At 67.1% G+C, this 13,317-nt stretch carries 14 protein-coding genes; 10 read left to right on the top strand and 4 right to left on the bottom strand.

All coding sequences use genetic code 11. From position 1 onward, the window contains the following. Nucleotides 1–73: 73 nt before the first annotated feature. The 4 genes from AABF56_RS00670 (at nt 74) to AABF56_RS00685 (ending at nt 4,840) form a co-directional block, all read left to right on the top strand. A complete protein-coding gene (locus tag AABF56_RS00670) occupies nt 74–1,510 on the top strand; it encodes an FAD-linked oxidase C-terminal domain-containing protein (protein WP_272804562.1) in 1,437 nt (478 codons plus the stop codon). Next, nucleotides 1,507–2,706, top strand: a complete 1,200-nt coding sequence (locus tag AABF56_RS00675; protein WP_272804563.1) for an FAD-binding protein — start codon at nt 1,507–1,509, stop codon at nt 2,704–2,706. The genes AABF56_RS00670 and AABF56_RS00675 overlap by 4 nt, the downstream gene beginning before the upstream one ends. 223 nt (nt 2,707–2,929) lie before the next feature. Next, on the top strand, nt 2,930–4,228 hold the full coding sequence (gene glcF / locus AABF56_RS00680; RefSeq protein ID WP_272804564.1) for a glycolate oxidase subunit GlcF: 1,299 nt from the start codon (nt 2,930–2,932) through the stop codon (nt 4,226–4,228). A 168-nt stretch (nt 4,229–4,396) separates the two neighbouring features. Continuing rightward, nucleotides 4,397–4,840 (top strand): hypothetical protein, encoded by a 444-nt coding sequence (locus tag AABF56_RS00685; protein WP_272804565.1) that lies wholly within the window; start codon nt 4,397–4,399, stop codon nt 4,838–4,840. Between the two features lie 260 nt (nt 4,841–5,100). On the opposite strand, the gene AABF56_RS00690 is transcribed toward AABF56_RS00685, so the two are convergent. Continuing rightward, entirely contained in the window at nt 5,101–5,808 is a 708-nt protein-coding gene (locus AABF56_RS00690) for a L,D-transpeptidase (protein WP_244767921.1), read from the bottom strand. A 131-nt stretch (nt 5,809–5,939) separates the two neighbouring features. Further along, the gene (locus tag AABF56_RS00695) at nt 5,940–6,680 is read right to left on the bottom strand and encodes a L,D-transpeptidase (protein WP_244767920.1); all 741 of its coding nucleotides are present in this window, start codon (nt 6,678–6,680) and stop codon (nt 5,940–5,942) included. 223 nt (nt 6,681–6,903) lie between these two features. Here AABF56_RS00695 and AABF56_RS00700 point away from each other — a divergent pair, with 223 nt between their 5' ends. Beyond that, on the top strand, nt 6,904–7,530 hold the full coding sequence (locus AABF56_RS00700; RefSeq protein WP_272804566.1) for a DNA-3-methyladenine glycosylase I: 627 nt from the start codon (nt 6,904–6,906) through the stop codon (nt 7,528–7,530). 158 nt (nt 7,531–7,688) lie between these two features. Next, nucleotides 7,689–7,907, top strand: coding sequence for a hypothetical protein (locus AABF56_RS00705; RefSeq protein WP_244767918.1), 219 nt, complete (start codon nt 7,689–7,691; stop codon nt 7,905–7,907). A gap of 70 nt (nt 7,908–7,977) precedes the next feature. Here the strand turns inward: AABF56_RS00705 and copM are convergent, their stop codons facing one another. Continuing rightward, complete coding sequence (gene copM / locus AABF56_RS00710) at nt 7,978–8,355, bottom strand: CopM family metallochaperone (RefSeq protein WP_272804567.1); 378 nt, start codon at nt 8,353–8,355, stop codon at nt 7,978–7,980. A gap of 61 nt (nt 8,356–8,416) precedes the next feature. After that, a complete protein-coding gene (locus AABF56_RS00715) occupies nt 8,417–8,737 on the bottom strand; it encodes a hypothetical protein (protein WP_272804568.1) in 321 nt (106 codons plus the stop codon). Between the two features lie 350 nt (nt 8,738–9,087). Between AABF56_RS00715 and hisS the strand changes: the two genes are divergently transcribed. From hisS to AABF56_RS00735, 4 genes are all read left to right on the top strand, one after another. Beyond that, the gene (gene hisS / locus AABF56_RS00720; protein WP_272804569.1) at nt 9,088–10,611 is read left to right on the top strand and encodes a histidine--tRNA ligase; all 1,524 of its coding nucleotides are present in this window, start codon (nt 9,088–9,090) and stop codon (nt 10,609–10,611) included. A 205-nt stretch (nt 10,612–10,816) separates the two neighbouring features. Beyond that, nucleotides 10,817–11,950, top strand: coding sequence for an ATP phosphoribosyltransferase regulatory subunit (locus AABF56_RS00725; RefSeq protein WP_272804570.1), 1,134 nt, complete (start codon nt 10,817–10,819; stop codon nt 11,948–11,950). Further along, nucleotides 11,947–12,642, top strand: coding sequence for an ATP phosphoribosyltransferase (gene hisG, locus AABF56_RS00730; protein WP_244767913.1), 696 nt, complete (start codon nt 11,947–11,949; stop codon nt 12,640–12,642). Before AABF56_RS00725 ends, hisG begins: the two co-directional genes overlap by 4 nt. 1 nt (nt 12,643) lies before the next feature. After that, nucleotides 12,644–13,246: a class I SAM-dependent DNA methyltransferase gene (locus tag AABF56_RS00735; protein WP_272804571.1), complete on the top strand. Its 603-nt coding sequence runs from the start codon at nt 12,644–12,646 to the stop codon at nt 13,244–13,246. Nucleotides 13,247–13,317: the final 71 nt, after the last annotated feature.

A 13,317-nucleotide genomic window follows, 5' to 3' on the forward strand; every position in this document is an offset into this window, starting at 1 on the left:
AAATGCTTAGCATTTGCACCCTGCAATAGGAAGTGGTAAAGAAAACAGACCACTTGAGGCGGGAGGCCAAGACATGGATCAGATCGGGTTCCTGGAGCCGCGGCCGGCGGTGCTTGCCCGCCGCCGGGAAATCGTCGCCGACCTCCTCGATCTGCTGCCGGAGGGCTGTCTGGTGCACGAGCCGCGCGAGCTCGTGCCCTTCGAGACGGATGCCTTCGTGTCCTATCGCCGCCTGCCGCTCGCCGTCGCCCTGCCGGAGACGACGCGCGAGGTCGCCGCCGTCTTGAAATACTGCCATCGCTATGGCGTGCCCGTCGTGCCGCGCGGCGCCGGCACCTCGCTTTCGGGCGGGGCGATCCCGCAGGAGGATGCCGTCGTCGTCGGCCTCTCCAAGATGGCGCGCATCCTGGAGGTGGATTTCGCCAACCGCACCGCGACGGTGCAGGCCGGCGTCACCAACCTTGCCATTTCCGATGCCGTCACGGCCGACGGCTATTTCTACGCGCCCGATCCGAGCTCCCAGCTCGCCTGCACGATCGGCGGCAATATCGGCATGAATTCCGGCGGCGCGCATTGCCTGAAATACGGCGTGACCACGAACAACCTGCTCGGCGTCAAGCTCGTGCTCATCGACGGCACGATCGTCGAGCTCGGCGGCAAGGCGCTCGATGCCGGCGGGCTCGATCTCCTCGGCGTCGTCTGCGGCGGCGAGGGCCAGCTCGGCATCGTCACCGAGGCGACGGTGCGGCTCATCGCCAGGCCCGAGGGCGCGCGCCCGGTGCTCTTCGGCTTCGACAGCTCGGAGGAAGCGGGCGCCTGCGTCGCCGACGTCATCGGCTCGGGCATCATCCCCGTCGCCATCGAGTTCATGGACAAGCCGGCGATCGAGATCTGCGAGGCCTTTGCCGGCGCCGGCTATCCGATGGATGTCGAGGCGCTGCTGATCGTCGAGGTCGAGGGTTCCGAGGCCGAGATGGACGCGATGCTCGCCAGCATCATCGAGATCGCCCGGCGCCACGGCGTCAAGGTCGTCAAGGAAAGCCAGTCGGCGACGGAGGCGGCGCTGATCTGGAAGGGCCGCAAGTCCGCCTTCGGCGCCACCGGCCGCATCGCCGACTATATCTGCATGGACGGCACGGTGCCGCTCGGCCAGTTGCCGCATGTGCTGCGCGGCACGGCGGAGATCGTCGAGAAATACGGCCTGCGCGTCGCCAACGTCTTCCATGCCGGCGACGGCAACATGCATCCGCTGATCCTCTTCAACGCCAACGACCCGGAGGATGCCGCGCGTGCGGAAGCGGCGGGAAACGACATCCTGAAGCTCTGCGTCGATGCCGGCGGGTGCCTCACCGGCGAGCACGGCGTCGGCATCGAGAAGCGCGACCTGATGCGCCACCAATATGCCGATGTCGACCTTGCCCAGCAGATGGCCGTGCGCGCGGCGTTCGATCCGCAATGGCTGCTCAACCCGTCCAAGGTCTTCCCGCTCGAAGGGCGACCCGCCGCATGACCCCCATCCACGAACCGCTTTCCGAAGAGGCCGCCGCGCGCCTCGTCCAGGTCGCCGCGCTGTCGCGCACGCCGCTTGCCATCCGCGGCGGCGGCACGCGCAGCCTTGCCGCTGCGCCGGACGGGGCCGAAACGCTCTCGACGCGCGGCCTTGCCGGCATCGTCGCCTATAACCCGGCCGAGATGACCATGACCGCCCGCGCCGGCACGCCGCTGGAGGTCGTGGAGGCGGCGCTTGCCGAAAAGCGCCAGATGCTCGCCTTCGAGCCCTGCGACCTGCGCGGCGCGCTCGGCTCCTCCGGCATTCCCACCATCGGCGGCGTCTTCGCCACCAACGCGTCCGGTCCACGCCGCTTCGTCGCCGGCGCCGCGCGCGACAGCCTGCTCGGCGTGCGCTTCGTCAACGGCAGGGGCGAGGTGGTGAAGGCCGGCGGCCGGGTGATGAAGAATGTCACCGGCCTTGACCTCGCCAAGCTGCTCGCCGGCTCGCACGGTGCGCTGGCGCTCATGACGGAGGTCACCTTCCGCCTGCTGCCGGTGCCGGAAACGGCGACCACCATCGTCGTCTCCGGTCTCAACGACGCGGAGGCTGCCGCCGCCATGGCGACGGCGATGGCGATGTCCGTCGAGGTCTCCGGTGCCGCCCACCTGCCGGAAAGCGTGCGCGGGCGGTTCGCCGGCGGCGCGCTGCCGGACGGAGCGGCCACCGTGCTGCGCCTCGAGGGCCTCGCCGCCTCCGTCGCCGTGCGCAGCGAGAAGCTCGCCGCCAGCATGGCCCGCTTCGGCGCCGTGGCGCATCTCGATGCGGAGACGACGGCGCGCCTCTGGCGCGAGATCCGCGACGTCGCGCCCTATGCCGACGGCACGCCGCGTCCGCTCTGGCGCGTCTCCGTCGCGCCCACCGCCGGCCACCAGCTCGTCGCAGCGCTCCGCCTCGAAGCCGGCGTCGATGCCTTCTACGACTGGCAGGGCGGCCTCGTCTGGCTGCGCATGGAGGCCGATCCCGAGGCCGCCCTCTTGCGCCGCTACGTCAAGGCCGTCGGCGGCGGGCATGCGACGCTGCTGCGGGCGCGGCCGGAGGTGCTGGCGGCAACCGCCGTCTTCGAGCCGCAGGCCGAGGCGGTGGCGGCGCTTTCCGCAAGGGTGAAGGCGAGTTTCGATCCGGCGGGGTTGTTCGTGTCGCGAATGGTGGGGTGAGGATGATCGTTATGATGGAATCTGTCGCTTACCCCCCTCTGCCCTGTCGGGCATCTCCCCCTCAAGGGGGGAGATTGGATGGGGCGGCGTTTCGCCCCACTTTGACGTTGCATTTGAAACGATGGCCTTGCCTCTTGCCGATCTCCCCCCTTGAGGGGGAGATGCCCGGCAGGGCAGAGGGGGGTGCCGAACCCGCCCGCGCCAACGAAGAAGGCGCCCGCTGATGCAGACCAACTTCACTCCCGAGCAGCTTGCCGATCCGCATGTCGCGACATCGGAGAAGATTTTGCGCAAATGCGTGCATTGCGGCTTCTGCACCGCCACCTGTCCCACCTATGTGACGCTGGGCAACGAGCTCGACAGCCCGCGCGGCCGCATCTACCTCATCAAGGACATGCTGGAGAACGGCCGGCCGGCGGATGTGGAGGTGGTGACCCATATCGACCGCTGCCTCTCCTGCCTCTCCTGCACGACGACCTGTCCCTCCGGCGTCGACTACATGCATCTCGTCGACCATGCCCGCATGCATATCGAGGCGACCTACAGGCGCCCGTTCTGGAACCGGCTGACGCGGGGCGTCCTCGCCGCCGTGCTGCCCTATCCAGGCCGCTTCCGCCTGGCGCTGAAGGCGGCCGCGCTCGGCCGGCCCTTTGCCGGCCTGCTCAAGCGCTTCAAGCCGCTTGAACCCTTCGGCGCCATGCTGGACCTTGCGCCCCGCTCCCTGCCGAAGGCCGCGGGCAAGGCGGGGCCGGGCACGCATCCGGCCGCCGGTCCGCGCCGCGGGCGGGTCGCGATCCTCTCCGGCTGCGCCCAGCCGGTGCTGAAGCCGGAGATCAACGCAGCGACGATCCGCCTCCTCACCCGCCTCGGCGTCGAGGTCGTGGCGCCGGCGGGCGAAGTCTGCTGCGGCTCGCTCGTCCACCATATGGGCCGCGAGGCGCAGGCGCTGGAGGCGGCGCGGCGCAATGTCGACGTCTGGCTCGGCGAGATCGAGAAGGACGGGCTCGACGCGATCATCATCACCGCCTCGGGCTGCGGCACGACGATCAAGGACTATGGCTTCATGCTGCGCCTCGACCCGGCCTATGCGGACAAGGCCGCGCGGGTCTCGGCGCTTGCGAAGGACATCACGGAATATCTTGCGACCCTCGACCTGCCGCAGCAGGAGACGAAGGGGCTGACGGTCGCCTATCACTCCGCCTGTTCCATGCAGCACGGCCAGAAGATCACCATGGCGCCGAAGGTGCTGCTGAAGAAGGCGGGCTTTGCGGTGCGCGATCCGGCGGAAGGGCACCTGTGCTGCGGTTCGGCCGGCACCTACAACATCCTCCAGCCGGAGATTTCAGGCAAGCTGAAGGCGCGCAAGGTCAGGAACATCGAGGCGACCAAGCCGGACATCATCGCCACCGGCAATATCGGCTGCATCACCCAGATCGCGACGGGCACGACGATCCCGATCCTGCACACGGTGGAGCTCATCGACTGGGCCTATGGCGGAACCAAGCCGGCCGTGCTTTCCTGAACCTGTCACGCGCGGAACAGCCGCTTCGCCCCCGGATTTCCAGACCATTTCCAACCGAAGCGACTTCGTTTCGGTGTCGGATAATGCGGAAAAAACAAGAATCTGGAGCATTTCCGGTTTGCCGGAAATGCTCTAGACAGGCGGCATTCCAGCCCATCGGAGATGTCCATGCGCCGCCTCATGCTTCCGCTCGTCGCCCTTGCCGCCCTCTCGACGCCGGCCTTCGCCACTGGCGGGTTCAGTTGCGCGGTGAAGGACAGGAATGTCGCTTTCGAAGGGGAGGCAGGCTTCAGCTACAGCCTCGGCGGCATCCTGAATTTCCGCGGATCGATCGAGCTGCCGAAGGACCTCGCCCGGAAGGGGCTCGATGGAAAGATAGCGCTCGATCCGTCCTTCCTCACGCACCATTGGCTGCATGAAGGCGAACTGCGCCTGTTCGTCCATGTCGAATCCGGCGACAACCAGCCCTTTGCGGCGCTCGATTTCGTCATGATGACGAAGGCCGGCGCGGACGGCATCGGTTACGAGGGCACCTATACGCTGAAGATCGAAGGCGCCGACCTTGCCGAGCCGATCCGGCGCGAGGGAAAGATCGGCTGCTCCGTCGGCTGAACGGAAGACGCCGGCGCAAGGCCGGCGCCGAAATCACGCAACAAGTCAGCCTTAGAGCGCCAGAGGATAAGGCCACCCGACCTCTCCACCGTCATCCTCGGGCTCGACCCGAGGATCCACGCGCCACGGCGTGGCTTTGCTTTGTGGCGTGGGTCCTCGGGTCGAGCCCGAGGATGACGGAAGGGAGGTCGGAGCAAGGTCTCCAGCCAAATGACGCCGGCGCAAGGCCGGCGTCCGGGCGATCTGCGGCGGGCGGTTGATCAGCCGCCGAAGCCGAAGAGGTTGCCGAAGAAATCGACGCCCTTGTCGTTGTAGCTCACGCTGCCCTGGCGGTTGCCGGGGCCGACGACGATGACCTTGGTGCCGATGTCGGCGCGGGCATAGAGATGCTCCACGTCCTTGTTCATCATGCGGATGCAGCCCGACGACATGTTCTGGCCGATCGTCCAGGGCTGGTTCGTGCCGTGGATGCGGAAGATCGTGTCGCGGCCGCCCTTGAAGAGGTAGAGCGCGCGCGCGCCGAGCGGGTTGTCCTCGCCGCCGGCCTGGGTGACGGGCAGGATGCGGCCCTTCTTGGCCTCGCGGCGGCGCATCTCGGCCGGCGGCGTCCAGCTCGGCCATTCGGCCTTGCGGCCGACCTTCACCACGCCCGACCAGCCGAAGCCGTCGCGACCGACGCCGATGCCGTAGCGCGTCGCCTTGTTGTTGCCCTCGACATAGTAGAGATACTTGTTGTTCGTATCGACGATGACGGTGCCCGGCGCCTGGTCGGTGACGAAGCGCACCTTGGTGCGCTTGTACTTCGCCGCGACCTGCTTCTTGCTCGGCTGGGCGACGAGCGTCACGTCGGAGGCCGTCTCGACCCGGTCGCCCGTGCGGGCCGCGGGGAAGGCATTCGCCGACGAGACCGGCATGATCGCCGTGGCCGCGACGGTCGCGGCCAGCAAGATCGATGCGTATTTCCGCATGGTATAGTCCCTCTCAATCCTCAATTCTGCGAGGCTAGCCGACTCTCGACCGATTTCAAGCCGGCTTGCGGACAGTAAGACGATTGTGAAGGCGGATTTCTTCGGGGCCTTGTGGCGCCAAGACCACAAAATCAGATCACGATGACCTTCGTGCCCACCTTCACGCGCTCGTAGAGGTCGACGACATCTTCGTTGCGCATGCGGATGCAGCCGGAGGAAACCGCATAGCCGATCGTCCAGGGCGCGTTGGTGCCGTGGATGCGGTAGAGCGTCGAGCCGAGATACATGGCGCGCGAGCCGAGCGGGTTTTCCGGCCCGCCTTCCATGAAGGCCGGCAGGTAATGGCCCTTGGCGGCCTCGCGGGCGATCATCTCCTTCGGCGGCGTCCAGCTCGGCCATTCGGCCTTGCGGGTGATCGTGTGGGCACCCGCCCATTCGAAGCCCGGCTTGCCGACGCCGACGCCGTAGCGCCGCGCCTTGCCGTCCTTCAGGACGAGGTAGAGGAAGCGGTTGTTGGTATCGATGACGATGGTGCCGGGCTTGTGCCCGCTTTCATAGTCGACGAGCTGCGGCAGATACATCGGGTCGAACTTCGACTTGACCGGATTGCGCGCCGTGCCGGTCGCCGAGACCTGCTGTACGCGGGCCGCGCCCTCGCGGCGCAGGACACGGCGCTGCTGCACCTTCTGGCGCTGGATGATGCGGCGGGTGTTGACGGCAGGCTGCACGCCCTCGCCGGTAAGCTGCATCAGCCAGGGCGCGGTAAGGTCGGGGCTGACGATGACCGGCGGGCGGCTCATGTAGCGCTCGCTCGCATGTGCCGCGGTGGTCGTGCACAGAAGGGTCGTTGCCAGGAGAACTCGTATCAACATCGGACGTACTCGCTACTGATCGTCACCGGGATGCGCCGCGAAACTCTGGAAATTCGGCGCGGGTTCGGCGGGAATGCTTGCACCCTGCGATGAAGCGAATGGTAAACGGACGTTCATTCGATATCGACGATGCCGATAAAGCTTTGAGTAGGGTTATTGCCGGCTTTCCAAATGTGGTTGATGAGTGGTAAAGCGGAACAAAAAGGAAACGGAGGGCGCGGTCATGGCAAAGGGACTTCTGGAAGGCGACGACGGACGGGTGCGGTGCGCCTGGCACGGCAATCTCGACGACTACCGCCGCTACCATGATGCGGAATGGGGCCATCCCGTCGTCAGCGACCACCGCCTCTTCGAGAAGATCTGCCTCGAAGGCTTCCAGTCGGGCCTTTCCTGGCTCATCATCCTGCGCAAGCGAGAGGGCTTCCGCGCCGCCTTCGCCGGCTTCGATTTCGACAAGGTCGCCGGCTTCGGCGACGACGACATCGCCCGCTGCCTTGCCGATCCCGGCATCGTGCGCCATCGCGGCAAGATCGTCTCGACGATCAACAATGCCCGCCGGGCGCAGGCGCTGCGCGACGAGTTCGGCACGCTCGCCCGCTACTTCTGGAGCTTCGAGCCGGGCCCGGACGAGCGGCCGGCGCGGGTCGACTGGGAGACGATCGTCGCCAACCCGACGACGCCCACCTCCGTCCGGCTTTCCAAGGACCTGAAGAAGCGCGGCTGGACCTTCGTCGGCCCCACCACCGTCTATGCCTTCATGCAGGCCATGGGCCTCGTCAACGACCATGTGGAAGGATGCTTTTGCCGCGCCGAAGTCGAAGAGAAGAGAAATCGGCTCGAACGGCCATAATTCGCGTCTTGCCGCCACAAATACAGCTTTGATTCTACAACGAATCATGTAGCTTAAGGTTGAGCGGCAAAATCATACATCGCAAGTTCTGGGGTCGGCGTACGCGTGCGTGGTCGTGAAGCGCCGCTTTGTGCTGAATGATTTGGCATGGGGGACAAATGGCGGCGAGCACACCTGCAATGGACGATTCTCGACTTGAAGGCTGGGCCTGTGACAAGGCGCAGGAGATCATGCTCCGGGAGGGCTTTCGCCTGATCCGGTCGGCAAGAAGCGGCAGCAACACCGAAATTCGCGAAACGACGCTGCTGATGGCCCGCGCCATCGCGGCCTCGCTGGTCGAGGCGTCGGCGGTCCACCGCAATCCGGCGGCCGAATAAGCGCAGATGAATGGGGATGTGCAGAGGCCCGCCGGCGTTCCGGCGGGCCTCTGCTGTTCTGCCGGCCGGTCTACTTGGCGTTCTTCGCCAGCCAGTCTTCCATCATCCGGATCTCGCCCTCCTGGGCGGTGATGATGTCCTCGGCGAGCTTGCGAAGGCTTTCGTCCTTGCCGTATTGCAGCTCGATCTTCGCCATGTCGATAGCCCCTTGGTGATGGGCGATCATGCCGCGCACGAAGTCTTCGTCGGCATTGCCGGTGAAGTCGATGGCCATGCCTTCATGCATTTTCGTGTTGGCAGCGATGAAGGCCTCGGTGGAGGGGCTTTGTCCGGCCGGTGTCTCCATCGCCATGCCCTGATGGGCGGAATGGTTGGCCTCCTGGGCTGTTGCCGGCAGGGTGACGGCAAGCGCGAGGGCTGCGCCGAGAAACAGGGTCTTTGCGTTCATTGTCTTTTCCAGTTCTGAAGGGTGTCGATAGCCGGGCGCGGGGCGTCCGGCGGGGCGGGCGTCAGGACCGGGGAGGGGGATCGAGCGGCCGGTGGGCGAGGCCGGCAAGCTGCGGCACGACGGCGGACAACCGGCCGGAAACACCGACCGAGCGCGCCGCCGGCTCGATGCGCACGGCCTCTATGGCGAAGCAGGCGGAACAGGCAAGCGGATGGGCGGCGCGCTTCGACGTGTCGTGGTCGCCGCCGGCCTCGTCGCTGCCCGACGTGTGCATGGCATGCAGGCCGGGAGGCTGCGCGCCATGCAGCGCCGCCGCGGCCACCGGCACCCAGCCGGAAAGCGCGGCGCCCAGAATGGCGAAGACGAAGAGGATCTGCCTCATGCGCCAACAGATAGGCGGCCCGCGAGCAAAAGGAAAGGGCGGGTCGGGAACGTCCGGCCCTTCCGCGTCCATTTGCTTGGCCGGCGCGCCACCGCGGGCGTGCCCCGGATCGGACCGCCGGCCGTCTTTGGCTGGCCGGGCGGCGATCCTGGCGAAGCGGAAGGTCGCGTTGCCGCCGCGCCTCTCCCAGCGCCTGCGCCGCCGCGGCATCCATGGCTTGCGCCGTCGTCATGCACGGTTGGGCCATGCTGTCGCCCCGGCCGGGATGCCGGGGCGCTTCCGCCCTTGCCGCTGCCCGTCCAATCCGCTAGGGAAACCGCAACGGAAATACAGGAATTTCGGGTATCCCGATGAGCGAAAAGCAGAAAAAACCGCAGAAGCTGAAGGCCCGCCTGCCGCGCGGCTTCGTCGACCGTGACGCCGCGGACATCCGCGCCCTCACCGAAATGACCGCGAAGATCCGCGCGGTCTACGAGCACTATGGCTTCGACCCGGTCGAAACCCCGCTTTTCGAATATACCGATGCGCTCGGCAAGTTCCTGCCGGACAGCGACCGCCCGAACGAGGGCGTCTTCTCGCTGCAGGACGACGACGATCAGTGGATGAGCCTGCGCTACGACCTGACGGCGCCGCTTGCCCGCCATGTCGCGGAGAATTTCAACGAGATCCAACTGCCCTACCGCACCTACCGCGCCGGCTACGTCTTCCGCAACGAGAAGCCGGGCCCGGGCCGCTTCCGCCAGTTCATGCAGTTCGATGCCGATACGGTGGGCGCAGCCGGCGTTCAGGCGGACGCCGAAATGTGCATGATGTTCGCCGATACGATGGAAGCCCTCGGCATCGCCCGCGGCGACTACGTCATCCGCGTCAACAACCGCAAGGTTCTGGACGGCATGCTGGAGGTCGTCGGCCTTGGCGGCGAGGAGAATGCGGCGCGCCGGCTGAATGCCCTGCGCGCGCTCGACAAGTTCGACAAGTTCGGCATTCCCGGCGTCCGCGAGCTTCTCGGCGGGGGGCGCAAAGACGAAAGCGGCGATTTCACCAAGGGCGTCGGCCTCGATCCCGCCGGCATCGAGCTGCTGGTCGGCGTGCTCGACACCTCGTCCTTCGGCGACAACCTGGAGACCGTCGCTTCGCTCGACCGTCGCTTCGGGCAGAACGAGCGTGCCCGCGAGGGCGTGCAGGAGCTCGAGCAGATCGCGAAACTCGTCGCCAGCGCGGGCTATGATGCCGGCCGCATCAAGGTCGATCCCTCCTGCGTGCGCGGTCTCGAATATTACACCGGCCCGGTCTTCGAGGCCGAGCTGCAGTTCGCCGTCACCAACGAGAAGGGCGAGAAGGTGGTCTTCGGCTCCGTCGGCGGCGGCGGCCGTTATGACGGCCTCGTTTCCCGCTTCATGGGCCAGCCGGTGCCGGCCACCGGCTTTTCCATCGGCGTCTCGCGCCTGATGACGGCGCTGAAGAACCTCGGCAAGCTCGGCCAGGACGAGGTCGTCGCCCCCGTGCTCGTCACGGTCATGGACGGCGACATCGAGAGCATGGGCCGCTACCAGCGTTTCACGCAAGAGCTGCGCGCCGCCGGCATCCGCGCCGAAATGTACCAGGGCAACTGGAAGAAGTTCGGCAATCAGCTCAAATATGCCGACCGCCGCGGCGCCCCCGTCGCGATCATCCAGGGCGGCGACGAGCGCGCCGAAGGCCTCGTGCAGATCAAGGACCTGATCGAGGGCAAGCGCCTTTCCGGCGAGATCGAGGACAACATCGCCTGGCGCGAGGCCCGCGTGGCGCAGGTCTCCGTGCCGGAGGCCGAGCTCGTCGCCAGGGTTCGCGAAATCCTCGACGCCCAGGCCGAAGACCGGGCGCGGGCCGGCTGACGGCGATGAGCGCGCGGTTCCACCCCCCTCTGGCCTGCCGGCCATCTCCCCCACAGGGGGGGAGATCGGCTGGCCATATCGGCATTGCCCAAAGTGAAGCGTTGGCGATGGGCGAGACGGTGCAACAATTCGATCTCCCCCCTTGTGGGGGAGATGGCCGGCAGGCCAGAGGGGGGTGTGCCTCCCCACGACCGGAGGTGTTGCCATGCCTCTAGTCAATCTCCCCGCTTTCGCGCCCGATCTCATCGCCGATCTCGAACGTCTCGGTACGGAGCGTGTCGACACGCCGGTCATCCAGCCGGCCGAACCCTTCCTCGACATGGCGGGCGAGGACCTGCGCCGGCGCATCTTCCTGACGGAGAGCGAGACCGGCAAGAGCCTGTGCCTCCGGCCCGAATTTACCATTCCCGTCTGCCTGCGCCATATCGAGACGGCGACGGGCACGCCCAAGCGCTACGCCTATCTCGGCGAGGTGTTCCGCCAGCGCCGCGAGGGCTCGAACGAGTTCTACCAGGCCGGCATCGAGGATCTCGGCGAGCCGGACGTCGCAAGGGCCGATGCGCGCGCCGTGCGTGACGCGCTGACCGTCCTCACCAACCGCCTGCCGGGCGTGGCCTTTTCCGTGGTGCTCGGCGACCAGTCGGTCTTCGAAGCCGTGGTGGCGGCTTGCGGCCTGCCGGCCGGCTGGCAGAAGCGGCTCGTCCATGCCTTCGGCAACCAGGCGCAGCTGCAGCGGCTGATGGACGACCTCTCCAATCCCGCGCGCGACGGCGTCTTCGGCCCGGAGGTCGATCGCCTCGCCATCCTCGGCAAGCTCGACGACGAGGCGACGCTGATCGCCCATATCGACGCGACGATGGAGGCGACCGGCTATTCCACCAATGCCAGCCGGAGCCCGGCCGATATCGCCCGGCGCCTGCGCGAGAAGATGGAACTGGCCAACACGCGGCTCGATGCCCGCACGCTGGCGCTCCTCAGGGAGTTCCTGGCGCTGGAGCTGAGCCTTGCCGAGGCGCCCGGGGCGCTCGCCGCCTTCGCGGAAAAGGCCGGCCTCTCGCTCGGCGCGGCGCTCGCGCGGTTCGAAAGCCGCGTCGCGGCGCTCAGCGCCACCGGCGTCGATCCGGCGACGATCACCTATCGCGCCGCCTTCGGCCGCCCGCTCGATTATTATACCGGCCTCGTCTTCGAGATCGCGCCGGCCGGGGAGAGCCTGGTGCTTGCCGGCGGCGGCCGCTTCGACCGGCTCTTGACCCTGCTCGGCGCGAAGGAGCGCATTCCGGCCGTCGGCTTCTCGCTCTGGCTCGACCGTATCGCGGGCGTGAAGGGAGCTGCCGCATGACCATCACCATCGGCCTTCCTTCCAAGGGGCGCATGAAGGAGGACAGCTCCGCCGTGCTCGCCCGCGCCGGTTTCTCCGTCGTCGCCGTCGGCAACGACCGCTCCTATCGTGGCCGCGTCGAGGGGCGCGACGACATCGAGATCGCCTTCCTCTCGGCCTCCGAGATCTCCCGCGAGATCGCCAACGGCACCGTCGATTTCGGCGTGACCGGCGAGGACCTGGTGCGCGAGGGACTGGCGGAGGCGGATGCCCGCGTCGAATTCTGCGCCCGCCTCGGCTTCGGCCATGCGGATGTCGTCGTTGCCGTGCCGGAAATCTGGCTGGATGTCGACACGATGGCCGATCTCGGCGACGTCGCCCAGGATTTCCGCGCCCGCCACGGCCGGCGCCTCACCATCGCCACGAAATACTGGCGCCTCACGCAGCAGTTCTTCTCCGGCAACCACGGCATCCAGCTCTACCGCATCGTCGAGAGCCTCGGGGCGACCGAGGGTGCGCCGGCCTCGGGCTCGGCCGACATCATCGTCGACATCACCTCGACCGGCTCGACGCTGACGGCGAACCACCTGAAGATCCTCTCCGACGGCGTGATCCTCAAGTCCGAGGCCTGCCTCGTGCGCGCCCGCAAGGAAGAACATGAGGGCGATCCCGTCGTCGCAGAGATCGTCCAGGCGGTGCGCAAGGCGCTCTGAGATGGACGAGGCGGACCGCATTGCCGGCCTTTACGAGCGCCATGCGGACGCCTTTGACCGTATCCGCGGCCGCGATCTCTCCGAGAAGCCATGGCTCGACCGCTTCACCGCGCCGCTGGCCGCTGGAGCCGCTATCCTTGACCTTGGCTGCGGCTCGGGCGAGCCGCTGGCCGCGAGCCTCATCGCCTGCGGCTTTGCCGTCACGGGCGTCGATGCATCGCAAACGCTGGTCGGCCTCTGCCGAGCGCGCCATCCCGCCCATGACTGGTACGTCGCCGACATGCGCGGCTTTTCCCCTGGCAAGACCTTCGCCGGCATTCTGGCCTGGCACAGCTTCTTCCACCTGACGCCGCAGGACCAGCGGGCGATGTTTCCCCGTTTTGCTGCCATGGCCGCGCCGGGCGCGATGCTGATGTTCACGTCGGGCCCATCGCAGGGTGTCGTCGTCGGCACCTTCCAGGGCGAGCCGCTCTACCATGCCAGCCTCGAGGGTGCGGAGTATCGGGAGCTTCTGGCGGCAAACGGCTTTGCCGTCGTGGAGCACCGGCGGGAGGATCCGGATTGTGGCGGCGCGACGGTCTGGCTGGCGCGGAAATCCGGATGATCCACCATCAGGCTCCTGCTTGCGGGCAGGCGATACGGCTCCTATATCCTTGATCTAACTCAGAAGGAGCC

The sequence above is a fragment of the Shinella sp. WSC3-e genome (genome assembly GCF_945994535.1).
Classification (GTDB): Bacteria; Pseudomonadota; Alphaproteobacteria; order Rhizobiales; family Rhizobiaceae; genus Shinella; species Shinella yambaruensis.